The sequence below is a fragment of the Kitasatospora sp. SolWspMP-SS2h genome (genome assembly GCF_003259315.1).
Classification (GTDB): domain Bacteria; phylum Actinomycetota; class Actinomycetes; order Streptomycetales; family Streptomycetaceae; genus Kitasatospora; species Kitasatospora fiedleri.
On sequence record NZ_QLLT01000016.1, the window covers coordinates 167,198 to 188,751 of the forward strand.

Genomic DNA, 21,554 nt, shown 5'->3' on the forward strand with positions numbered 1-21,554 from the left:
GGGGGCGGGCCGTCGGCCCGCCCCCGTCGTCCGGGATGCCGTTCAGCCCTCCAGGAACGCCTTGATCGCGCTCGCCAGGTAGTGCGGGTCCTCCGCGCCGCACAGCTCGCGGGCGGAGTGCATGGACAGCGCCGCGATGCCGCAGTCGACGGTGGTGATGCCGAGCCGGGCCGCGGTGATCGGGCCGATCGTGGTGCCGCAGGGCATCGCGTTGTTGGAGACGAAGGACTGCCACGGCACGCCGGCCTTCTCGCAGGCGGCGGCGAACACCGCCCGGCCGACCCCGTCGGTGGCGTACCGGTTGTTGACGTTGACCTTGAGGATCGGGCCGCCGTTGGGCATCGGGTGGTGGCCGGGCTCGTGCCGCTCGCTGTAGTTGGGGTGCACCGCGTGGCCCATGTCGGAGGAGAGGCAGACGGTGCCGGCCAGCGCCCGGGCGCGGTCCTCCAGGGTGCCGCCACGGGCGTGGCAGGAGCGCTCCAGCACGTTCCCCAGCAGCGGGCTCTGCGCGCCGGTGTCGGACTCGCTGCCGGTCTCCTCGTGGTCGAACGCGGCCAGCACCGGGATGCACGGCAGGTCCGCGCCGGCCTCGGCGACGGCGGCCAGCGCGGCGGTGGCGGCGTGCACGGACAGCTGGTTGTCCAGCCGCGGCCCGGCCAGCAGTTCGCGGTCGCGGCCCAGGTAGGCGGGCGGCTGCACGTCGTGCGCCATCAGGTCCCAGCCGGCCACGTCGGCGGCGTCCAGCCCGGCCTTCCCGGCGACGTACTCCAGCAGGGCGCCCTCGGTGGTGCCGCCGATCCCCCAGATCGGCGTCAGGTGGCGCTGGCGGTCGAGCTTGAGGCCGTCGTTGACCCCGCGGTCGAGGTGGATGGCCAGCTGCGGCACCCGCAGCAGCGGCTCGTCCAGGTGCACCAGGCGGGTGGTGCCGTCGCGCAGCGCGAGCCGGCCGGAGATCCCGAGGTCCCGGTCGAGCCAGGTGTTGAGCGGGACGCCGCCGTAGATCTCCACGGCGACCTGCCGCCAGCCGGCCGAGCTGGTGTCCGGGACCGGCTTGACCCGCAGGTTCGGCGAGTCGGTGTGGGTGCCGACCACCCGGTACGGGGTCGCGGCCGTCGCGTTCGGCGGCACGTACCAGGCCATCAGGGCGCCGCCGCGCACCAGGTAGCGGCCCCCGCCGTCGCCGTCCCACGCGTCCGTCTCGTTGACCCGGCGGAAGCCGACCCGCTCCAGCCGCTCGGCCGCGCTCGCCACCGCGTGGTACGGCGAGGGGGAGGCCGCGAGGAAGGCGATGAGGTCGTCCGTGTGCTTCCGGTCGAAGTGGGCCGTTCGGGCGACGGTCGACATTTTGCTCCTGGGTAGAGGGCGGGGCGGGCCTGGTGGGGTTGCCGGTCCGCACCATGAGCATATGCCCGTACACGGACAGGGCCGCGGGAAGTCCGCAACGGTGACACAACAGTGAACGGGCCGCGACCCGGCGCCGCTTCCGGGGTGCTCCGGGGCGGCTCGGAGCGGCCCCGGAGCGCCCCGGGAGCGACTCCGCGCGCCCCCGGAGCGGACGACGCCGCGGGGCCCGGTGGAGTACCGGGCCCCGCGGCGTGAGGGTGGGTCGGGCGGTCCTGTGGCGGGCGCCGGGTCAGAACGCCTCTTCGGCCAGCTCCATCAGCTCGTTGTCGATGTGCTCGGCGATCTGGCGCTGCGCGGCGGTGGTCGGCAGCACGGTGCGGGCGAAGTGCTTGGCCGCGGCGACCTTGCCGCGGTAGAACGGCACGTCCTTCTCGGAGGCGCCGGCCTCCAGCTTGGCGAGCGCGACGGCGGCCTGGCGCAGCAGCAGCCAGCCGACCACCACGTCGCCGGAGACCAGCAGCAGGCGGGTGGTGTTCTGGCCCACCTTGTACATGTTCTTGACGTCCTGCTCGACGGACGACAGGTCGGCGATCAGGGTGCCGACGATGGCCTCCAGGTCGCCGGCGGCCTTGGCCAGCAGGTCGCGCTCGGCGGCCAGCTCGGCGCCGCCCTCGCCGGCGGCCAGGAACTTGGTGATCTGCTCGTTGACGGCGGTCAGCGCCTGGCCGCCGTCCTTGACGATCTTCCGGAAGAAGAAGTCCTGGCCCTGGATGGCGGTGGTGCCCTCGTACAGGGTGTCGATCTTGGCGTCCCGGATGTACTGCTCGATCGGGTACTCCTGCAGGTAGCCGGAGCCGCCGAAGGTCTGCAGCGACTGGGCCAGCTGCTCGTAGGACTTCTCCGAGCCGTAGCCCTTCACGATCGGCAGCAGCAGGTCGTTCAGGCGCTCGGCGGCGGCGTCGTGCTCGCCGCGCAGGCGGGCGGCCAGCATGTCGTCCTGCACCGAGGCGGTGTAGAGCACCAGGGCGCGCATGCCCTCGGCGTACGCCTTCTGGGTGAGCAGCGAGCGGCGCACGTCGGGGTGGTGGGTGATGGTGACGCGCGGCGCGGTCTTGTCCATGAACTGCGAGATGTCGGCGCCCTGCACGCGCTCCTTGGCGTACTCCAGCGCGTTCAGGTAGCCGGTGGACAGGGTGGCGATGGCCTTCGTGCCGACCATCATCCGGGCGAACTCGATGATCTTGAACATCTGGCGGATGCCGTCGACGGTCTCGCCCAGCAGCCAGCCCTTGGCCGGGTGCTTGGCGCCGAAGGTCATCTCGCAGGTGTTGGACGCCTTGAGGCCCATCTTGTGCTCGACGTTGGTGGCGTAGGCGCCGTTGCGCTCGCCGAGCTCGCCGGTCTCCCAGTCGAAGTCGAACTTCGGCACGATGTACAGGCCCAGGCCCTTGGTGCCCGGCTTGCCGCCCTCGGGGCGGGCCAGCACCAGGTGGATGATGTTCTCGGACATGTCGTGCTCGCCCGAGGTGATGAAGCGCTTGACGCCCTCGATGTGCCAGGAGCCGTCCTCCTGCTTGACCGCCTTGGTGCGGCCGGCGCCCACGTCCGAGCCGGCGTCCGGCTCGGTCAGCACCATGGTGGCGCCCCAGAGGCCCTCGACCATCCGCTGGGCGACCTTCTGCTGCTCCTCGGTGCCCTCGTCGTAGACGACGCCGGCGAAGGCCGGGCCGGAGGAGTACATCCAGATCGCCGGGTTGGAGCCGAGCACCTGCTCCGCGTACGCCCAGACCAGGGAGTTCGGGGTGACCTGGCCGCCGATGCCCTCCGGGATGCCCAGGCGCCACCACTCGGCGTCCATGAAGGTCTGGTAGCTCTTCTTGAAGGTCTCCGGGATCGGAGCCGTGTTGGTCTCCGGGTCGAACACCGGCGGGTTGCGGTCGGCGTCGACGAAGGAGGCCGCGAGGTCGTTCTCGGCCAGCCGGGAGATCTCGCTGAGGATGTTCTTCGCGGTGTCGACGTCCATGTCGGCGAACGGACCGGTGCCGTACACCTGGTCGCGGCCGAACACCTCGAAGAGGTTGAACTCCACGTCCCGCAGGTTGGACTTGTAGTGACCCATGACCGTTTCTCCGGTTCGTCTGCTCCACGGGCGGCCGCTTCCGGCGCACCGCTTACCCACCAGTACGCCCCATGATGCTACCGGTTGGTAACTTGTTCAAGCCCCCTGACGTGACGGAGCTATGAACGTGGTCACGTCCCACAATGGCCCCCCGGGCCGGATTGTGCGGATCACCCGCCCCCAAGCGGGGCGCGGCCCGATAGCCTTGTCCCCGTGTACGGCTACGAGCAGAGCGCCTACCAGGACCCCTACCAGCAGCAGATGCAGCAGGGGATGTCCGGCATGCCCGGCCCCGGGTACGGCGACCCGCAGGCCGCCCAGCAGTCGCTCTACCCCGAGCCCTCGCCGCCCTCGCTCGCGGACGCGGTGCGCGCCTTCACCACCGGCGCGATGCCCGTGGAGGACTTCCAGGCCATCTTCATCACCTCCAAGGTGTACTGCCCGCGCGGCGACCGCCCCGGCTTCCTGGCCCTGCACAACACCCCGACCCCGGTCATCCCGATGTTCAGCTCGCTCAAGGAGCTGAAGCGGTACGCGGGCAAGGAGTCCAAGCACTTCACGGTGACCGGCGCGGAGATCCTCGACCTGCTGCCCACCGGCTACGGCTTCGCCCTCGACATGGAGGGCGAGCACCGGATGGTCTTCGACGCGCGGGCGGTCGAGCAGATGGTGGACTTCACCATGCGCCGCATGTACGGCTGACCCCCGCCCTCCTTCCCCACCCCCGCCCCCTCCTCCCGCACTTCCGGCCGGACGGGAATGCGTCCAAGTAGTTCAACGTTCAACCTTGCGAGTGGTTGATGATTGAACTACTGTGGTGGACGTAGGCCACAGACCCGCCTAAGGAGGCCGACATGCCCGCCGTGACCGTCGAGAACCCGCTGACCCTGCCGCGCGTCACCAGCCCCGACCCGGCGCACAGCACCGCCCGGCCGGTCCTCACCGTGGCCACCGCCCCCGAGGGCTACGAGGGCGAGGGCTTCCCCGTCCGCCGGGCCTTCGCCAAGATCAACACCAAGTTCCTCGACCCGTTCATCATGATGGACCAGATGGGCGAGGTCGACTACGAGGCCGGCGAGCCCAAGGGCACCCCCTGGCACCCGCACCGCGGCTTCGAGACGGTCACCTACATCATCGACGGCACCTTCATCCACCGGGACTCGCACGGCGGCGGCGGCGTCATCACCGACGGCGACACCCAGTGGATGACGGCCGGCTCCGGCCTGCTGCACATCGAGACCCCGCCCGAGTCGCTGGTGATGTCCGGCGGCCTCTTCCACGGCCTCCAGCTCTGGGTCAACCTGCCCGCCTCGGACAAGATGATCACCCCGAAGTACCAGGACATCCGCGGCGGCAGCGTCAAGCTGCTCACCTCCGAGGACGGCGGCGCGCTGATCCGCGTCATCGCCGGCGAGGTCGACGGCCACCGGGGCCCCGGCGCCACCCACACCCCCATCACCATGACCCACGTCTCGCTCACCCCCGGCGCCCAGCTCGCCCTGCCCTGGCGCGCCGACTTCAACGCCCTCGCCTACGGCCTGGCCGGCAGCGGCTCCGCCGGCCAGGAGCGGCGGCCCTTCCGCACCGGCCAGGCCGTCGTCTTCGGCGACGGCGACAGCCTGACCGTCCGCGCCGACGAGAAGCAGGACTCCCGCTCGGCCACCTTCGAGTTCGTCCTGCTCGGCGGCCTCCCCATCCGCGAGCCCGTCGCCTGGTACGGCCCGTTCGTGATGAACAGCCACCGCGAGCTCCAGCAGGCCATGGAGGACTTCCAGGCCGGCCGCCTCGGCACCGTCCCGGCCGACGCCAACTGACCGGTCGCCGGCACGACGCCCGCGCGAACCCTCTCCGGAGCGGTTCGCGCGGGCGTCTCCCGTTCCGGACCGAACGGGCCCTGGACGGCTTCCGTTCGGTCACAGCTCCGCCGAACACGGCCGGAGGAGCGGTGCGGGACGCGATGATGTTCACGTCTCGTCCACATCTGCTCATCCGAGGAACGCGCCGTGAATCCGTACCAGACCCCCTCGCCCCGATCCGGCCGACGGACGGCAGGAAACCGGTGGGTGCGGATCGCCCTGCTGGTCTTCCTGCCGCCGGTGGCCGCCGTGATGGTGTGGCGGTCGCGCCGGGTGCACCTCGCGGCCAAGGCGCTCCTGACGGTGTGGTGCCTGTTCATGACCCTGTTCTGGTTCGCGGTCATCGTCGGCCCGGAGAAGAAGGGCAACGTCCCCGCGCCCGCGGCCACTACCGCCTCGCCCAGCCCCGACGACAGCCCCACGCCGGAGGCCGCCACCAGCGCGCCCGAGCCGACGCCGACACCCGCGTCGACCCCCACCCCGACACCGGAGGTCCCGACGCCCGAGGTCCAGGTGCCGACGCCGACCCTGCCGCCCGCCGTGACGCCCGAGGCGTCGGAGCCCACCCCTGGGCCGGAGCACACCACCGAGCAGGCGTCGGCGTACTACAAGAACTGCACGGAGGCGAAGGCCGCCGGCGCCGCGCCGCTGCACCGCGGGGAGCCCGGCTACCGTTCCGCGCTCGACCGGGACGGCGACGGAATCGCCTGCGAGAAGTAGCCGCGGGGAACCCCTCCGGGTGCGGAGCGCGTCCGGAGGGGTGGTGCGCGGGGCGTCCGCGCGGGTGCGGGGAGGGTGGCGGGCATGGCCGGGGACGACTACCTCAGCGGGACGATCCGGGCGTACGACCGGGACCCGGAGCGCTACGAGCGGGCCACCGCCGGGATGCTGCCGGACGCCGAACTCGACGCGTTCGTCCGGCTGTTGCCCGACCCGGCCGGGCGGGTGCTGGACGTCGGCTGCGCCTTCGGACGGGACACCGGGCTGCTCGCCGCCCGGGGGCTGCGGGCGCGGGGCGTCGACCTGTCGCCCGCGTTCGTGGCCCGGGCCGCGGCGCGCCACCCGGAGCTCGACTTCCGGGTCATGGACGCCCGGCGGCTGGCCTTCCCGGACGGGCACTTCGCGGGCGTCTGGTGCCAGGCCACGCTGCTGCACCTCAAGGACCACGACGTCGGCGCGGCGCTGGCCGGGTTCCGCCGCGTGCTGGCCCCCGGCGGGGCGCTGTTCGCCAGCTTCAAGGAGGGCGAGGGCGAGGAGGAGGTCGTCGAGCGCTTCAGCAGCGACGCGTCCCGCTTCTACCGCTACCAGTCCGCGGCCCGCGTCACCGCGCTGCTGGAAGCCGCCGGCTTCCGGGTGGTCGCCGTCGAACGGTCCCACGAGGCCGAGCGGTACGGCCCCGGCCACCGCGACCTGACCTGGCTGCACGCCTTCGCCACCGCCCCCGTCCGGGACGGGGGTCCGTAGGGTGGGGGTGACGTTGACCGCAGGACCGGGAGGACGGCATGGCGACGATTCACCGCACCACCTTGGAGCCGGGCAAGTTGGAGCTGCTGGCGAAGTGGCTGCCGGAGCAGGAGTGGTTCCGTCCGGGGGGCGGGGAGCTGGTGCGGGCCGGGGGGTTCCGGCTGGACGATCCGGCGGGGGCGGTGGGGATCGAGCTGATGGTGGTGGCGGACGGCCGGGACGCCTACCTGGTGCCGATGGCGTACCGGGGCGCGCCGCTGGAGGGGGCGCCGGCCGGGGCGCTGATCGGGGTCTCGGAGCACGGGGTGCTGGGGACGCGCTGGTTCTACGACGGGGCTCAGGACCCGGTGGTGCGCGAGGAGTTGGCCCGGCTGCTGCGCGGTGAGGCTGTGCCGCAGATGCAGGGCGAGAGCGACGCGGTGGACGGCAGCGTGGCGGTGGCGCCGGTGGCGGGCTGGGCCGTGCCGGTGGTGCGCCGGGTGCTGGAGCCGGCCGGGGGGCCGGTGGCGGGCCAGGTGGTGGCGGGGTACACCGCGCCGGACGGGTCGGCGCTGCGGGCGGTGTTCGTGGCGGACGGGCGGTCCTGACGGTGGTTCAGAGCGCGGCGTAGAGCGCGGCGGCGTCGTCGTGGGCCTTGCTGCGGGGCCAGCGCAGGCAGGCGGCGTCGGAGCGTTCGGCGGCCCGGACCTGGGCGATCAGCTCGGCCGGGCCGTCCTGGGCGAGCAGCCGGAGCGCGTCGGCCCAACTGCCCAGTTCCAGGCGGTCGGTGTAGCGGGCGGCGCCGTCCGAGAGGGCGGCCACGCCGTGCAGGTCGGCGCGGGCGACGGCGCCGGTCTCGGCGTGCGCGGCGGCGTGCGGGGTGGCGGCGGCGATCCACGGGCCGCGGCCGGTGTTGCGGGCGGCCCGGACGGCGACCGCGTACCGCAGGTAGAGCGCGGCGCGTTCGGCGGTGCCCGGGACGGTGGACCAGATCTGCCGGCGCAGCGCCTCGCCGTCGGGGAAGCGCTGGTTGTCGCCGATCACCCGGGGCGGGCCGTCCTTGAGGTGCAGCACCAGCAGGGAGTCGCCGAGCGCCAGGTACTCCAGGGTGTCGCCGCGCAGCCGGGCGGCGACCACCATGGCGGCGGGGGTGGCCGGGTCGGTCAGGTCGCAGGTGTCGTCGTGCAGGGCTGCGGTCCCGGCGATCGCGTCGGCCAGGCAGTCGGCCATCGGGCGGTCGGTCCGGTCGGTGAGCCCGGTCAGCAGGTGGACGCCGAGGCGGCGCACGTACCAGGCGATGCCGTGGGTGCAGCCGGACCGCAGGGTGGCCGGGGCGCTGGAGCCGTCCAGCAGGACCAGGGCCTCCGGGGTGGCGGCCGCGAAGTCCTCGTTGGCCCGGTCGGGGCGGCGCGCGTCGACTGCCAGCTCTACCCGCATGCCCACCAGTCTGCGGCCGGGGCCCGGCCTCGAACAGGGGACGGCCGTGATCGCTCCGCGGAATGATTCGGACATAATGGTACGAAAGTGTGCCAATCAGTCGCAGTGTCCCGGCCTCCGGCCCCGGCAACAGGAGCACCCCATGGTCTGGCAGTTCTTCGTCCTGGTGATCGCCTCGATCGGCTTCCCGGTCCTCACCCTGCTGTTCATGATGGGCGGCCTGGAGTACCGCGAGGACCGCCGGTCCGGGCACGGCGCGGCGCGCCAGGGCTGACGGACACCGATATCGGCTGACAGCACCCCCCGTCGGCATGGCAGGGTGGGCACTCAGCACACCCGTCTTCCGCCCAGGAGGTCCCCCCATGAGCAGCGACACCGCCCCGGCCGCCGAGCCCTCGCCGGACGCCACCGCCGGTGCCGAGGCCGCCGCCCCGGACGACCAGAAGGCCAAGTTCCTGGCCGCGCTCCAGCGCAAGGGCAACGAGAACCGGAACGCCGCCGGCGGCCCCGGCGGCGACTCGAAGATCCACGGCACCCACGGCGCGGCCGGCGGCAAGCGCACCTTCCGCCGCAAGAGCGGCGGCTGAGCGGACCCCGCCCGGCCCCCGGACGGCCGGTCCAGCGCACGGAGCGCGGGGCCGGCCGTCCGGCGTTCCCGACCGGGCCGCGGTCAGGCCGCGGTCAGGCCGCGGGCGCGGTCGGCGGGACCGGCAGCGGCGCCGACACCGGTGCCGGTAGCGGTGTCGGCAGCGGCTCGGCGAGGAAGGCCAGCGCGTTGTCGACCACCGTCGGCTCGGAGAGCACCCGGCGGTGCCCCAGGCCCCGGGTGGTGATCAGGCGCAGCTGCTCCTCGCCGTACGCCGCGCGCAGCAGGTGCGCCTGGCGGAGCGGGACGACCTCGTCGCCCTCGTCGTGCACCACCAGGATCGGCGCGCCGACCCGTTCGGGGCGGTGGGTGGCGTCGAAGCGCCGCCGGACGTCCCCGGCGTCCGGCAGCAGGACCTGTTCGACCCGCCGGGCGAGGTCCGCCCTGAGGCGGTCGTTCAGGCCCAGGCCGGCGGCGAACCCCTCGACCAGGAAGCCGAATTCGGCGACCCCGGCGACGGCGACCAGGCGGCCGACCGGCACCCCCTCGGCCATCGCGAGGAAGGTGCAGCAGACCCCGAAGGAGTGCGCGACGGCGCCCTCGAACGGACCGTGCCGCTCGGCGAGCCGGCCGATCAGCTCGCGGTACTCCAGGATCGTGGTGGCCCGCCCCGCGGAGTCGCCGTGGCCGGGCGCGTCGAAGGCGACCGGGCTCATCCCGAGGTCGAGCAGGCCCCGCACGTACGGCGCGAACCGGGACGCCCGGGACTGCCAGCCGTGCACCAGCAGGACCGGCCGCCGGCCGTCGCCCCACCGGTAGGCGCGCACCCGCTTGCCGTTCACCGTCAGCTCCTCGGTGGTGGCGCGGTCGTGCAGTTCGCGCTCCGCCGTGCGCACCCGGCTGCGGCGGAGCGGGCGGCGGAAGAGCTCGTAGGCCACTCGGCCCGGCGGGGCGGTGGCGACCAGGGAGGTGGCGTTCAGCGCGGTGCGCAGGAGGGCGGTTGCTGCCATGGGCGGGATATTAGCACGACCGTTCGTGCAGTTTCGTGGGTGAGCAGAAGCCCCGCGCCGGAACCGGACGGGGCGGTCGCGCGGCGGGGCGAGCCGGGAGGGGCGGGCCCGCCGGTCAGGCCGGGGGAAGGCCGAGCAGGCGGCGGATCGTCCGCGCCGCCCGGTCGTAGCGGGACGGGTCGTCGTGCAGCACCGCGAGGCTGTTCGCGCTCTCCATCAGGGCGGTCAGCAGCAGGGCCAGCTCCGCCGGGTCGGTGCCCGCCGGCAGTTCGCCGGACGCGTCGGCCGCCCGGGCCAGGTCGGCGACCAGGCCCTCCCACTCCAGCGCCGACTCGGCCAGCGCGTCGCGCAGCGGGCCGGGCCGGGCGTCGAACTCGGCCGTCACCGCGTAGAAGAAGCAACCGCCCGCGAAGACCCGGCCGCGCGAGTAGTCCAGCCAGTGCTCGCACAGCGCCAGCAGCCGGGCCGCCCCCTCCGGGTGCTCCAGTGCCGGGGTGACCACCTGGTCGTAGAAGATCCGCCGGGCCGCCCGGACGGTGGCCAGCTGAAGCTCCTCCTTGGAGCCGAAGCCCGCGAACACGCCGCTCTTGCTCAGCCCCAGGTCCGCCGCCAGCCGCCCGATCGACAGCGCCTCCAGGCCCTCGACCGACGCGATCTGCACCGCCCGGCCGAGCACCGCCCGCCGGGTCTCGTTGCCGCGCTGGACCCGGCCGTCGGTGGAGCGGGCCTCCGGGGAGACCTCGAAGGGGACGGCCGCGGCCGGGGCGGTCGCGGCGGGGGCGGCCTTGGTGGAGGGGCTGGCGGCCACGGGAACACCTCCGGCGGGGCGGGTCGGGGACACCCGCCAGCGTACGCCGGGGCGGCCGTCAGCCGGTGTGCTCGCCCGGCAGGTACGGGGTCTCGCGCAGGAAGAGCGCCCCGCAGGTGTGGCAGTTGCGGTCGGGGTCGAGGGTCCAGCGGGCGGCGTCCTCGACGGGGGCGGTGGCGGCGAGCTCCTTGCCGCACAGGGAGACGAGGTCCGCACCGCGGACGATGTGCCAGCTGACCACGGAGTCCGTGGCACCGTCCGGACCGGTCTCGGCGCGCATCTGATGCATCATGATCACCATGGTCCGCCGCCCGGACCGCTCCGGCAATTCGTGATCCGGGCGGTACCGCGCCCGGGCCCCTCCCCCGTGCGCCCGGGCCCCTCCCCGGCGGGCGCGGCTCAGCCCCCGGCCGGGGGCTCCGGCAGCACCTCGCGGACCTCGACCGGCATGTTCATCGGCCGCCCGTCGTGCCCGGGCGCGGCGGAGACCAGGGCCGCGAGCTCGACCGCCCGCGCCTCGTCCGCGCAGTCGACGATCCACCAGCCGAACAGGAACTCCTTGCGGTCCGGGAACGGCCCGCCGGTGACGGCGGGCGCTCCGTCGGCGGCCCGCACGATCCGGGCGGTCTCCGGTGCCGCCAGGCCGCGGGCCTCGACCAGTTCGCCGGTGGCGGTCAGGTCGGCCACCGCCCGCCGCATGTACGCGACGTGCGCGGCGGCGGCCCCGGCGTCCCAGGTCGGGATCGGCGGGACGGGGGTGTCGTCCTGGCTGAAGTGCAGTTGCAGCATGTACGTCACGGCGGGGCTCCTCGGGGCGCGGCTGGTTCGTCGTCCTCCGTACCGGGGTCGGAGCCGGGGCGCCGCTCTCGACATCCCGGGTCCGCGACGTCCCGGCCCCGCCGTGCCCGCGGGGGCTCAGTCGGTGGCGCGCAGGGCCCGCCAGGCCGCCAGGGTGGCCAGCAGCAGGGCGGTGCCGGAGACGCAGAAGCCGACCCGGGCGCCGACGTGCTGGGCGACGAAGGTGACGGCGAGTCCGGTGAAGGGGAGGGTGCCGGTCATCGCGCTGCCCCACAGCGACATCACCCGGCCGCGCATCCCGGGGGCGGAGCGCAGCTGGGCCAGGGTGTTGGCGGTGGCGATGAACCAGATCGAGGTGAGGCCGACGGCGGCCATGCCGATCACCGCGACGAGGGCGTCGGGCGACAGCGCGGTGCCGAGGACGGCGACGGAGGTGGTCAGCGCCAGGGTGCGCACCCGGCGCGGGGTGGGTTCGGGCGCGGAGGCGGCGAGCAGCGCGCCGGGCAGGCCGCCGATCCCGAACGCGGCCATCAGCAGGCCGTACCCGCCGCCGCCCATCTGGAGGGAGCGGCTGACCAGCGGCGGGAGGGTGAGGTTCATCGCGAAGATCAGGCCGCTGGCGGCGGACATCGGCAGCAGGCCGCGGACGATCGGCGAGCGCCGGGCGTAGGCCAGCCCCTCGCGGGCGCTCGCCCGCGGGCCGCGGACGACCTCGCGGCGCGGGCCGCCGTCGCCGGGGCGGAGCTTGATCAGGGCGATCATCGGGGCGGCGTAGGCGAGGCCGTTGAAGGCGAAGCAGAACGCCGGGCCGTTGGTGGCGAGCAGCGCGCCGGCGATGCTGGGGCCGATCACCCGGGAGGCGTTGAGCGCGACCTCCCAGAGGCCGACCGCGCTGGCCACCGAGCCGGCCCCGACCAGGTCGACCACGAAGACCTGGCGGGCCGGGGAGTCGACGGTCGCGATCAGGCCGGTGCAGGTGGCGAGCGCCAGCAGCACCCACAGGTGGACGCCGCCGACGGCGGTGACCAGGGCCAGGGTCAGGCCGACGGCCATCATCAGGCCCTGGGTGAGCAGCAGCAGGCGGCGCCGGTCGGAGCGGTCGACCAGGGCGCCGGCCCACGGGCCGAGGACCAGTGTCGGGCCCCAGGTGCAGGCCGTCAGGACGGTCAACCAGACGGCGTTGTGGGTGAGTTCGAAGATCAGCCAGGACAGTGCGACGCCCTGCGCGAGGGTGCCGGACGCGGACGTCAGCTGGCCGTAGAACCAGATGCGGAAGTCCCGCCCCTGGAGGGCCTGACCCATCCGGGACAGCGCGCGACGAGGTGCGGAGCGCGGCTCCGCGGCAGTGGTGGTCATGGTCCCTCCGGTGGCCGGTCTAGACCTTAACCGGAGTTCCGGGGCGCTCGGCCGGCGGTTTCGGACCGTGGGACGGGGCCCGCGTCGGCCGGACGGGGCCGCAGCGGCGGCTGGGCGCGGCGGGACGGGGCGGGCCGGACGGGCCCTCAGGAGGCGGTGCGCAGCAGCGGGGCGGTCGGGCGCGGGGTGAGGATCTTGTCGAAGCTGACGGTGGCGCCGCGCAGGGGGTGGGTGCGCAGCTGGACGCGGTCGGCCAGGGCGTGGATCAGGAACAGGCCGCGGCCGCACTCGGCGTCCAGGTCGGGGACGGCGTCGGCGACCGGGGCCGGCAGCGCGGGGCGCAGCGGGGGCAGCACGTGGGTGTCGTAGGGGGCGGGGCGGTCTGCGGCGGGACGGCGGACGGCGAGCACCCGGGCCGGGACGGAGGCCCGACCGCGGCGGGTGCGGCAGCGCGGGCCGGGACGGTCGGCGGCGGGGCGGCGCGGCGCGGCCGGGCGCGGGCCGGGGCGCTCGGCGGCCACGGGCCCGGCGGCGGACGCGGAGGCGGCGGGCGCGGAGGCGGCGGACGCGGAGGCGGCGGACGCGGAGGCGGCGGGCGCGGAGGCGGCGGGCGCGGAGGCGGCGGGCGCGGTCGGGCAGGCGTTGGCGACCTCGATCCGCAGCAGGTCGCCGCTGAGCGAGGCGGTGACCTGGAAGGTGTCCCCGGGGTGGGCGGGAGCGGCGTGCTCGACCGCGTTGGCGCAGGCCTCGGTGAGGGCCAGTCCGAGGTCGAAGGCGATCTGCGGGTCGACTCCGGCGGAGTCCATGGCGCCGAGCAGGATGCGGCGGGCGAGCGGCACGCTGGCCGGGTCGCGCTTGAGGTGCAGAGTCCACCAGATGTCCACGGGAGATCCCTCCTGGCTGCGGCTCCACATACAACTAGCTATCTCCTCGGCCGTGCGCGGTGAACCGTCCGCACGAGCGAAGCCCGCCCGTTCGGCGGATGGACCGGCCCCGCCGGGTGTGCCGATCAGCGCGTGGCCGGGTGAGTGCGCCGGGCGGTTTCCCGCCATTCGCGACGGGTTGCCGACCCTGCCCCGGTAGCGGGTGTAGGCGGTGAGATGATGGCCCGGCCATGACCGACCCCACCGCCGCCGCCCGCCGGGCCGCCGCCGCGCCCGCTGGACGGGTGCCGACGGCCGCCTGGGACCTGCGGCTGCTGCGGGCGGTGCCGTTCGCGCTGGTGTGCACGCTGGTGGCGGCCTTCGGGCACGTCCGGGCGGGCGGCGCGGTGGCACCCGACACGCTGGTGCTGGGGTTCGCCGCGGTGTGCGCGGCGGCGGCGCTGGCCGGCGGGCGGGAACGTCCGCTGGGGGCGATCGCGGCCGGGCTGGGCGCCGGGCAGCTGGGCCTGCACCTGCTGTTCCACTCCTTCGGGAGCGGGCTGGGCGGCGGTCAGGCGATGGCGCACGCGCAGATGGCCGGAAACAGCTCCACGGACCCGCTGGTGGTCGCCGCGGGCCGGCTGCTCTGCGACGACACGCCCGGCAACGGGCTGACCGTCGTCCCGCTGGACACCACGCCGGAGCAGGTGGTGAGCGCCGCGGGCCTGGACCCGCAGGCGGTGGTCGCCGCCGCCGCGCCGCACGCGTCCGGCTGGCTGGGGCTGACCCCCGGCATGCTGCTGGGGCACCTGGCGGCGGCGCTGGTCGCGGGCTGGTGGCTGCGGCGCGGCGAGGCCGCGCTGTGGCGGCTGGTGCGGACGGCCGCGCTGACCGCCCGGGAGTGGGCGGCGCCGGTGCGCCGCGCGGTGGCGCTGCTGTCGGCGCTGCTGCTGGGCGCCGAGCGCCCGGCCGCGCCGCGCCGGGCCGGGCGTCCGGAGGACTGGCCGCTGCCGGTGGCGGCGGTGCTGCGGCACAGCCTGCCGCGCCGGGGACCGCCCGCGGTGGCGTTCGCGCGCTGACCGGGCCCGGGGGAACCGGGGCTCGGGCGCGCGCCGCTGCCGCCGTGCCCGCGCCCTGAGCGGGCCGGCCGAGTCTCCCGCACCTCCCCACCGTGCCGACGCGCACCGCCGCGCGGCCCCTCTCCTCCAGGAGTCCCCTGATGCGTTCGCTTCCCGCCCGTCGTTCCCTCGGCGCGCTCGTGGTGGCGGCCGGCGCCCTGCTGGCGTCCGCCGTGCCCGCCTTCGCCCACGTCACCGTCCAGCCGGGCAGTGTCCAGCAGGGCGGCTACAGCGCCGTGGCGTTCCGGGTGCCGAACGAGAGCGACACCGCCTCCACCGTGAAGGTCGAGGTCAACCTGCCGCTGGACCACCCGATGGCCTCGGTGCGCACCCAGCCGGTCCCGGGCTGGACCGCCGTCCTGGAGAAGTCGAAGCTCGACAAGCCGCTGGACTCGCACGGCCAGCAGATCACCGAGGCCGTCTCGAAGATCACCTGGACCGCCGGCGAGGGCACCAAGATCGCGCCCGGGCAGTACCAGGACTTCGCGGTCTCGCTCGGCGCGCTGCCGACCGACGCCGACACGCTGGTCTTCAAGGCGCTCCAGACCTACGACAACGGCGACGTGGTCCGCTGGATCGAGGAGGCCAAGGACGGGCAGCCCGAACCGTCCAAGCCCGCCCCGGCGCTGAAGCTGACCAAGGCCGCGGGCGCCACCGCCGCGGCGGCCGACCAGCACTCGGCGGACTCCACCGCCAAGCAGGAGGCCGCGTCCGGCGGGAAGTCCTCCGACTCGGCCGCCCGCACGCTGGGCGTGGTCGGCATCGTGGTCGGCGTGGTCGGCGCGGCGCTCGGCGTGGCCGGGCTGCGCCGCCGTTCCGCGCAGTCCTGACGCCCCGCCGGGGCGGGGCCGCCGCACGTCCGGCGGCCCCGTCCCGGCCCCCCGGCGCACCCGGCGCCGCCGCGCGCCCGCTCCCGCGCACCACCCCGCTCCCCGTACGAACAGGAAAGTCCCTTGGTCTCCCTCCGCCGCACCCGCCCCCGGCTCCTGACCGCCGCCGCCCTCGTCCTGGGCGCCTCGCTCGCGCTGTCCGCCTGCTCCTCGTCCGGGGGAGGCGCGCAGGACACCGGGGCGGCCAAGGTCAGCCGGAAGGCGTCGACCAGCCCGTACCAGGGCACGGTGCTGAGCAAGAACTTCGAGAAGCCGGACCTGGTGCTGGACGACACCTCCGGGCAGCCGTACGACCTGCGGGCGCGGACCGCGGGCAGGACGGTGCTGCTGTTCTTCGGGTACACCAGCTGCCCGGACGTCTGCCCGACCACGATGGGCGACATCGGCGTGGCGATGTCGAAGCTGACCCCGGAGCAGCGGGCGAAGCTGGCGGTGGTGTTCGTCTCCACCGACCCGGAGCGGGACACCCCGCAGGTGCTGCGGACCTGGCTGGACTCGATGGGCAAGGACTTCGTCGGGATGACCGGCGACCTGGCGAAGGTGAAGGCCGCGGCCAAGCCGCTGGGCATCCTGGTCGAGGACCCGGTGGTGGACGCCAAGGGCGCGGTGACCTCCACCCACGGCGCGCAGGTGCTGGCGTTCCTGCCCGGCGACGACAGGGCGCACCTGCTGTACATGGCGGGCACCTCGATCGACGTCTACCGGCACGACCTGGAGCTGATGGCGAACGGGGTGGCGGTGTGAGCCGGGCGTTCCGGCGCGGCGCGCTGGTCGGGGCGGGGCTGGCCGCCGCCCTGGCGGTGGGCGCGGTCGCGGTGGCGCACCAGTCCGGCGGGTCGGACGGCGCGCCGCGGCTGACCGTCGCGGACCCGTACATACCGCTGCCCGCCACGCCCGACGGGATGGGCGCGGGCTACCTGACGGTCCGCAACAGCGGCGGCGCGGACACCCTGGTGGGGGTGAGCAGCCCGGCCGCCGGGTCGGTGACCATCCACCGCTCGACCGAGACCTCGATGGAGCCGGTCGCGGCGATGGACGTGCCGGCCGGCGGCACCCTCGACCTGGCCCGCGGCGGCGCCCACCTGATGATCATGGACTGGGCCAGGCGGCCCGCGCTGGGCGACGAGCTGGAGCTGGACCTGGAGTTCGCCAAGGCGGGCCGGGTCGTGGTCAAGGTCCCGGTGAAACCGCTGACGTACCGTCCGGGTAGCTGATCGGCGATGGCGACGAGAAGGGGCACGCACGTGGTGACAGGGGCGAGGCGGCGGCTGGGCGCGCTGCTGGCGGTGCTGGTGGCGGCGCTCGGGCTGGTGCTCGGCGGGGCGACGGCCGCGTCCGCGCACGCCAGCCTGGAGGGCACCGACCCGCAGCGGGGCTCGGTGGTGGCCACCGCGCCCGCCGCGGTGACGCTGACCTTCAGCGAGGGCGTCTCGCTGGCCGCGGACTCGGTGCGGGTGCTCGACCCGCAGGGCAAGGCGGTCGACGACGGGAAGCCCGCGCACGTCGACGGCAAGGAGTCGACCGCCCGGGTCGGGCTGCGCCCCGGCCTGGCCGACGGCACCTACACGGTGGCCTGGCGGGCCGTCTCGGAGGACTCCCACCCGGTGGGCGGCGCCTTCACCTTCTCCATCGGCGCCCCCTCCGACACCTCGGTCAACGCCGCCGCCGTGCAGGGCGCCAAGGCCGACGGCGCGGTCGCCTTCGCCTACGGCACCGCCCGCACCGTCGCCTACCTCGGGTTCGCGCTGCTGGCCGGCGCCGCCGCGTTCGTGATCGCGGTCTGGCCCGGCGGCGCGGCCGTGCGCGGCGTGCAGCGGCTGCTGATGACCGGCTGGATCGGGCTGCTGCTGTCCACCGTCGCCGTGCTGATGCTGCGCGGCCCGTACGAGCGCGGCACCGGCCTCGGGCAGTCCTTCGACCTGTCGCTGGTGCGCGCCACCCTGGACGAGCGGATCGGCACCGCGCTCGCCGCCCGCCTGCTGCTGCTCGCCGCCGCGGGCGTCTTCCTGTCGCTGCTGGTCGGCCAGTTGGGGGTGCAGCAGCCGAAGCCCGCCGCCGCCCCGGAGCCCGAGGACGAGGAGGAGGCGGAGCTGCGCCGGCTGGAGCGGGCCGCCGCCGAGCGCCCGCAGCGCGACACCCGGCTCGGCCTCGGCCTGGCCGGGCTCGCCCTCGCCCTGGCGCTCTCCGCGACCTGGGTCGGCGCCGACCACTCCTCGGTCGGCATCCAGGTCGCCCTCGCGCTGCCGCTGGCCGCCCTGCACCTGCTGGCGATGGCCGGCTGGCTCGGCGGCCTGGCCGTGCTGGCCGTCGGCCTGCGCCACGGCCTGCCCGCCGCCGCCGTCGAGCGCTTCTCCAGGCTGGCGTTCCGGCTGGTCGCGGTGCTCGTGGCCACCGGCGTCTACCAGTCCTGGCGCGGCCTCGGCTCGTGGAGCGCGCTGGTCGACACCTCGTACGGGCGGCTGCTGCTGGTCAAGGTCGGCTGCGTGGCCGCGATGCTCGGCGTGGCCTGGATCTCCCGCGCCTGGACGGCCCGGCTGCGCACCGCCGACGAGACGCCGTCCGTCGCGGCCGTCGGCGGGCCCGCCGACACCGACGCGGTGGACGCCGAGCCGGTGGACGCCGAGCCGGTGAGGGCCGCGGTCGGCGGCGGCGACCCGGAGCGGGCCGCCCAGCTCGCCCGGCAGCGGGCGCTGCGGGTGCGCGCCCGGGGCGAGCGGGCCGGCGGGGGCTCCCCGGCCCGGGCCGGGCTGCGGCGCAGCGTGGTGGTGGAGACCTCGGTGGCCGTGCTGGTCCTGGTGGTCACCACCCTGCTCACCAACTCCCCGCCCGGACGCGTCGCCCGGGCCGCCGCCGACGCGCCCGCGACCGCCCCCTCCGCCGGGGCCCCGGCGGCGCCCGGGCGGACCGAGGAGCTCAGGCTCCCGTACGACACCGGCGGCCGCACGCCCAACGCCAAGGGCACCGCGACCGTCACCGTCGACCCGGTCGGCACCGGCCCGAACGCGGTCACCCTCAAGCTCACCGACTCCGCCGGGCAGCCGGCCGAAGTCCCGGAGCTGGAGCTGGCGTTCACCCTCCCCGACCGCGACCTCGGCCCGCTCCCCGTCACCCTCCAGCCGCAGGGCGCCGGCAGCTGGAGCGGCACCGCGCAGCTCCCGCTGGGCGGGGTGTGGGTGGTGTCGGTGACCGTCCGCTCCTCCGACATCGACCAGGTGACGGCCACCCAGCAGCTCAAGGTCGGCCCGTGAGCACCGCCGAGCGGCCGGGCACCGCCGAGCGGCCGCCCGCCGCCGCGCCGGAGCGGGCCGCCGCGCCGGGGGCGGCGCGGGGGCCGTCCCGGCGGGCGGTGCTCGGCGGGGCCGGGGCCGGGCTCGCGGTGGGCGCGGCCGGCGGGGCGTGGGGCGGCCGGGCCTCGGCGCAGGCCCCGGCGGCGGGCGCCGGGGCCGCGCTGGGCGGGGCCCGGGTGCCGTTCCACGGGGCGCGGCAGGGCGGGATCGTCGAACCGGCCCAGGCCCGGGTCGAGTGGGCGGCGTTCGACCTGCTGTCCAGCACCCGCCGGGACGGGCTGGCCGCGCTGCTGCGCGGCTGGTCGGCGGCGGCGGCCCGGATGGCCGCGGGCGAGCCCGCCGCGGAGGGCGAGAACCAGATCGCGCTGGACGCCGGGCCCGGTTCGCTGACGGTCACCTTCGGTTTCGGCGCCACCCTGTTCGACAAGGCCGGGCTGGCCGACCGCCGCCCCGAGGCGCTGGCCGCGCTGCCCGCCTTCCCCGGCGACGCGCTGGACCCGGCCCGCTCCGACGGCGACCTGTGGGTGCAGGTCGGCGCCGACGACGCCCTGGTCGCGGTGCACGCGCTGCGGGTGCTAGTGCGGCTGGCCACCGGGCTGGCCGCGCCGCGCTGGCTGATGTCCGGCTTCGCCCGGACGCCCGGCGCGACCCCGCACCCGATGACCGGCCGCAACCTGATGGGCCAGGTCGACGGCACCAACAACCCGCGCCCGCAGGACGAGGGCTTCGCCGCCACCGTGTTCGCCACCGGCCCGGACTGGATGGCCGGCGGCAGCTACGCCGTGCTGCGCCGGATCAGGATGCTGCTGGAGGGCTGGGACACCCTGCCGCAGGAGCGCCAGGAGCGGATCGTCGGCCGCCGCAAGAGCGACGGCGCCCCGCTCTCCGGCGGGCCGGACGCCGTCGAGCGCACCCCCGTCGACCTGGCCGCCACCCACCCGGACGGCACCCTGGCGATCGCCCCCGACGCGCACGTCCGGGTCGCCGCGGCGGCCTCCAACGGCGGGGCGGCGATGCTGCGCCGCGGCTTCTCCTTCCACGACGGCCTGCTGCCGGACGGCTCCCCCGACGCCGGGCTGCTGTTCGCCGCGTACCAGGCCGACCCGGCGCGCGGCTTCGTGCCGGTGCAGCAGCGGCTGGCGCGCGGCGACGGCCTCTCCCGCTACCTGCGGCACGAGGCGTCCGCGCTGTTCGCGGTGCCACCGGGCGCGCCCGAGGGCGGGTACGTGGGGCAGCCGCTGCTGGAGGGCTGAGCCCGCCGGGGGTGCGGGCCGCCGCCCGGGGCAGCCGGGCCGGCTGCCCGGAGTGCGGAACGGGGCCGGGCGGGGCGGCGGAAGTGGCTAGGGTGAGGGCGGATCGGCCTTCGGGCCGCGCAACACTCGCTGCTCGTTCGGAGGCGGTCATGTCGGCGACCCGTTACACCTACCTCGGGCCCGCGGGCACGTTCACCGAGGCCGCCCTGCGCACCCTGCCGGAGGCCGGGACGCGGGAGCTGACGCCGATGGCGTCGGTGTCGGCGGCGCTGGACGCGGTGCGGGCGGGCGAGGCCGCGGGCGCGATGGTGGCGATCGAGAACTCGGTGGACGGCGCGGTCACCACCACCAGCGACGAGCTGATCAACGGCAGCCCGCTGATGATCTACCGCGAGGTGCTGCTGCCGATCTCGTTCGCGGTGCTGGTGCGGCCGGGCACGGCGCTGTCGGACGTGAAGACGGTCAGCGGCCACCCGGTGGCCCAGCCGCAGGTGCGGCACTGGCTGGCCGCGCACCTGCCGGACGCGCAGTGGGAGTCGGCGGCGTCCAACGCGGAGGCGGCCCGGCTGGTCCAGGACGGCCGCTACGACGCGGCGGTGGCGGGGGCGTTCGCCGCCGAGCTGTACGGGCTGGAGGTGCTGTCCGACGAGATCCACGACGCGGCGGCGCCGACCACCCGGTTCGTGCTGGCGGGCCGTCCCGGGCGGGTGTCCTCGGCGACCGGCTGGGACAAGACCTCGATGGTGGTGTGGCTGCCGGAGGACCACCCGGGCGCGCTGCTGGAGCTGCTCCAGGAGTTCGCGGTGCGCGGGATCAACCTGATGCGGATCGAGTCCCGGCCGACCGGCGAGGGCATGGGCAACTACTGCTTCCTGATCGACTGCGAGGGGCACCTCAGCGAGCGGCGGGTCAGCGAGGCGCTGATGGGCCTGAAGCGGATCTGCCCGCAGGTGCGCTTCCTCGGCTCCTACCCGCGGGCCGACCAGGGCACCTCCGCGCCGCTGCGGGCCGGTACGTCGGACCTGGATTTCGCGAACGCCGCGGACTGGCTGTCGCGCTGCCTGGACGGGCGCGGGGAGCTCTGAGCGCGCCCCCCGGCGCGGGGGTGCGGTTCCGGCCGGACGGGACGGTGCGCCGTCCCATCCCGTTCACTTCCGGCCCGCCCGCACGTCACCTGCCCGGCCGAGCGCCGTTCACCGGCGGTGCGGCCGGGCGCCGCGCGGGCCGGGGCGGGCGGGGCGGTTCATCCACAGGACGGTGGTCGGCGTCCACAGGGGCGGTTGTCCCCAGCTGACGGGCAGTTATCCACAGGGTCCGGGGTGAGTCGACAAAACGGCAAAGAAACCCCCAGTACCGGTCAGATCATCTGCTAGGGGCGCGGAGTGG

Annotated in this window: 23 protein-coding genes; 14 read left to right on the forward strand and 9 right to left on the reverse strand. The window is 75.5% G+C overall.

The annotated features are described in order from the left end of the window. Positions 1-42 precede the first annotated feature (42 nt). Both K353_RS21200 and K353_RS21205 read right to left on the reverse strand, forming a co-directional pair. Positions 43-1,344 carry a M18 family aminopeptidase gene (locus K353_RS21200; RefSeq protein WP_111555123.1) on the reverse strand — a complete coding sequence of 434 codons (1,302 nt, stop codon included), beginning with the start codon at positions 1,342-1,344 and terminating at the stop codon, positions 43-45. A gap of 289 nt (positions 1,345-1,633) precedes the next feature. Beyond that, positions 1,634-3,463 carry an acyl-CoA dehydrogenase gene (locus K353_RS21205; protein WP_111555124.1) on the reverse strand — a complete coding sequence of 610 codons (1,830 nt, stop codon included), beginning with the start codon at positions 3,461-3,463 and terminating at the stop codon, positions 1,634-1,636. A gap of 213 nt (positions 3,464-3,676) precedes the next feature. Between K353_RS21205 and K353_RS21210 the strand changes: the two genes are divergently transcribed. The 5 genes from K353_RS21210 to K353_RS21230 all read left to right on the forward strand — a co-directional run bounded on the left by K353_RS21210 (position 3,677) and on the right by K353_RS21230 (position 7,370). Next, a complete protein-coding gene (locus K353_RS21210; protein ID WP_111555125.1) occupies positions 3,677-4,165 on the forward strand; it encodes an SseB family protein in 489 nt (162 codons plus the stop codon). A 152-nt stretch (positions 4,166-4,317) separates the two neighbouring features. Next, entirely contained in the window at positions 4,318-5,277 is a 960-nt protein-coding gene (locus K353_RS21215) for a pirin family protein (protein ID WP_111555126.1), read from the forward strand. Positions 5,278-5,526: 249 nt separating this feature from the next. Then, positions 5,527-6,039 (forward strand): excalibur calcium-binding domain-containing protein, encoded by a 513-nt coding sequence (locus K353_RS21220; protein ID WP_233533718.1) that lies wholly within the window; start codon positions 5,527-5,529, stop codon positions 6,037-6,039. An 84-nt stretch (positions 6,040-6,123) separates the two neighbouring features. Further along, on the forward strand, positions 6,124-6,783 hold the full coding sequence (locus K353_RS21225) for a bifunctional 2-polyprenyl-6-hydroxyphenol methylase/3-demethylubiquinol 3-O-methyltransferase UbiG (RefSeq protein ID WP_111555127.1): 660 nt from the start codon (positions 6,124-6,126) through the stop codon (positions 6,781-6,783). Between the two features lie 38 nt (positions 6,784-6,821). Further along, positions 6,822-7,370 (forward strand): 1,4-alpha-glucan branching protein, encoded by a 549-nt coding sequence (locus K353_RS21230; RefSeq protein ID WP_111555128.1) that lies wholly within the window; start codon positions 6,822-6,824, stop codon positions 7,368-7,370. A gap of 7 nt (positions 7,371-7,377) precedes the next feature. Here the strand turns inward: K353_RS21230 and K353_RS21235 are convergent, their stop codons facing one another. Further along, positions 7,378-8,199 (reverse strand): integrase, encoded by an 822-nt coding sequence (locus K353_RS21235; protein WP_111555129.1) that lies wholly within the window; start codon positions 8,197-8,199, stop codon positions 7,378-7,380. Positions 8,200-8,341: 142 nt separating this feature from the next. Between K353_RS21235 and K353_RS36600 the strand changes: the two genes are divergently transcribed. Then, complete coding sequence (locus K353_RS36600; RefSeq protein WP_255410747.1) at positions 8,342-8,473, forward strand: hypothetical protein; 132 nt, start codon at positions 8,342-8,344, stop codon at positions 8,471-8,473. An 88-nt stretch (positions 8,474-8,561) separates the two neighbouring features. After that, positions 8,562-8,786, forward strand: a complete 225-nt coding sequence (locus K353_RS21240) for a DUF5302 domain-containing protein (protein ID WP_100837110.1) — start codon at positions 8,562-8,564, stop codon at positions 8,784-8,786. A 94-nt stretch (positions 8,787-8,880) separates the two neighbouring features. Here K353_RS21240 and K353_RS21245 read toward each other — a convergent pair whose 3' ends face one another. The 6 genes from K353_RS21245 to K353_RS36605 form a co-directional block, all read right to left on the reverse strand. Next, positions 8,881-9,795, reverse strand: coding sequence for an alpha/beta fold hydrolase (locus K353_RS21245; RefSeq protein WP_111555130.1), 915 nt, complete (start codon positions 9,793-9,795; stop codon positions 8,881-8,883). 115 nt (positions 9,796-9,910) lie between these two features. Further along, the gene (locus K353_RS21250) at positions 9,911-10,471 is read right to left on the reverse strand and encodes a TetR/AcrR family transcriptional regulator (protein ID WP_233533724.1); all 561 of its coding nucleotides are present in this window, start codon (positions 10,469-10,471) and stop codon (positions 9,911-9,913) included. A 190-nt stretch (positions 10,472-10,661) separates the two neighbouring features. Then, a complete protein-coding gene (locus K353_RS21255) occupies positions 10,662-10,895 on the reverse strand; it encodes a hypothetical protein (RefSeq protein WP_146616531.1) in 234 nt (77 codons plus the stop codon). 107 nt (positions 10,896-11,002) lie between these two features. Beyond that, the gene (locus K353_RS21260; protein WP_233533725.1) at positions 11,003-11,392 is read right to left on the reverse strand and encodes a YciI family protein; all 390 of its coding nucleotides are present in this window, start codon (positions 11,390-11,392) and stop codon (positions 11,003-11,005) included. A gap of 126 nt (positions 11,393-11,518) precedes the next feature. Continuing rightward, complete coding sequence (locus K353_RS21265) at positions 11,519-12,757, reverse strand: MFS transporter (RefSeq protein WP_111555134.1); 1,239 nt, start codon at positions 12,755-12,757, stop codon at positions 11,519-11,521. Between the two features lie 146 nt (positions 12,758-12,903). Next, on the reverse strand, positions 12,904-13,641 hold the full coding sequence (locus K353_RS36605; protein ID WP_255410748.1) for an ATP-binding protein: 738 nt from the start codon (positions 13,639-13,641) through the stop codon (positions 12,904-12,906). A 230-nt stretch (positions 13,642-13,871) separates the two neighbouring features. Here K353_RS36605 and K353_RS21275 point away from each other — a divergent pair, with 230 nt between their 5' ends. From K353_RS21275 to pheA, 7 genes are all read left to right on the forward strand, one after another. Then, the gene (locus K353_RS21275; protein ID WP_111555135.1) at positions 13,872-14,699 is read left to right on the forward strand and encodes a hypothetical protein; all 828 of its coding nucleotides are present in this window, start codon (positions 13,872-13,874) and stop codon (positions 14,697-14,699) included. A 140-nt stretch (positions 14,700-14,839) separates the two neighbouring features. After that, positions 14,840-15,568 carry a YcnI family protein gene (locus tag K353_RS21280; protein ID WP_111555136.1) on the forward strand — a complete coding sequence of 243 codons (729 nt, stop codon included), beginning with the start codon at positions 14,840-14,842 and terminating at the stop codon, positions 15,566-15,568. 123 nt (positions 15,569-15,691) lie between these two features. After that, on the forward strand, positions 15,692-16,372 hold the full coding sequence (locus K353_RS21285; RefSeq protein WP_111555137.1) for an SCO family protein: 681 nt from the start codon (positions 15,692-15,694) through the stop codon (positions 16,370-16,372). Continuing rightward, complete coding sequence (locus K353_RS21290; RefSeq protein ID WP_111555138.1) at positions 16,369-16,842, forward strand: copper chaperone PCu(A)C; 474 nt, start codon at positions 16,369-16,371, stop codon at positions 16,840-16,842. Before K353_RS21285 ends, K353_RS21290 begins: the two co-directional genes overlap by 4 nt. 6 nt (positions 16,843-16,848) lie before the next feature. Further along, positions 16,849-18,876, forward strand: coding sequence for a FixH family protein (locus K353_RS21295; protein WP_111555139.1), 2,028 nt, complete (start codon positions 16,849-16,851; stop codon positions 18,874-18,876). After that, positions 18,873-20,168, forward strand: a complete 1,296-nt coding sequence (gene efeB, locus K353_RS21300; RefSeq protein ID WP_111555140.1) for an iron uptake transporter deferrochelatase/peroxidase subunit — start codon at positions 18,873-18,875, stop codon at positions 20,166-20,168. Before K353_RS21295 ends, efeB begins: the two co-directional genes overlap by 4 nt. A gap of 149 nt (positions 20,169-20,317) precedes the next feature. Beyond that, entirely contained in the window at positions 20,318-21,253 is a 936-nt protein-coding gene (pheA, locus tag K353_RS21305) for a prephenate dehydratase (protein ID WP_100837121.1), read from the forward strand. The last annotated feature ends 301 nt before the right edge of the window (positions 21,254-21,554 follow it).

Coding starts and splice junctions, on each gene's coding strand:
- K353_RS21200 (WP_111555123.1), bottom strand. CDS start 1,344: ATGTCGACCGTCGCCCGAACGGCCCACTTCGACCGGAAGCACACGGAC.
- K353_RS21205 (WP_111555124.1), bottom strand. CDS start 3,463: ATGGGTCACTACAAGTCCAACCTGCGGGACGTGGAGTTCAACCTCTTC.
- K353_RS21215 (WP_111555126.1), top strand. CDS start 4,318: ATGCCCGCCGTGACCGTCGAGAACCCGCTGACCCTGCCGCGCGTCACC.
- K353_RS21225 (WP_111555127.1), top strand. CDS start 6,124: ATGGCCGGGGACGACTACCTCAGCGGGACGATCCGGGCGTACGACCGG.
- K353_RS21230 (WP_111555128.1), top strand. CDS start 6,822: ATGGCGACGATTCACCGCACCACCTTGGAGCCGGGCAAGTTGGAGCTG.
- K353_RS21235 (WP_111555129.1), bottom strand. CDS start 8,199: ATGCGGGTAGAGCTGGCAGTCGACGCGCGCCGCCCCGACCGGGCCAAC.
- K353_RS36600 (WP_255410747.1), top strand. CDS start 8,342: ATGGTCTGGCAGTTCTTCGTCCTGGTGATCGCCTCGATCGGCTTCCCG.
- K353_RS21240 (WP_100837110.1), top strand. CDS start 8,562: ATGAGCAGCGACACCGCCCCGGCCGCCGAGCCCTCGCCGGACGCCACC.
- K353_RS21245 (WP_111555130.1), bottom strand. CDS start 9,795: ATGGCAGCAACCGCCCTCCTGCGCACCGCGCTGAACGCCACCTCCCTG.
- K353_RS21255 (WP_146616531.1), bottom strand. CDS start 10,895: ATGATGCATCAGATGCGCGCCGAGACCGGTCCGGACGGTGCCACGGAC.
- K353_RS21260 (WP_233533725.1), bottom strand. CDS start 11,392: ATGCTGCAACTGCACTTCAGCCAGGACGACACCCCCGTCCCGCCGATC.
- K353_RS21265 (WP_111555134.1), bottom strand. CDS start 12,757: ATGACCACCACTGCCGCGGAGCCGCGCTCCGCACCTCGTCGCGCGCTG.
- K353_RS21275 (WP_111555135.1), top strand. CDS start 13,872: ATGACCGACCCCACCGCCGCCGCCCGCCGGGCCGCCGCCGCGCCCGCT.
- K353_RS21280 (WP_111555136.1), top strand. CDS start 14,840: ATGCGTTCGCTTCCCGCCCGTCGTTCCCTCGGCGCGCTCGTGGTGGCG.
- K353_RS21295 (WP_111555139.1), top strand. CDS start 16,849: ATGGCGACGAGAAGGGGCACGCACGTGGTGACAGGGGCGAGGCGGCGG.
- pheA (WP_100837121.1), top strand. CDS start 20,318: ATGTCGGCGACCCGTTACACCTACCTCGGGCCCGCGGGCACGTTCACC.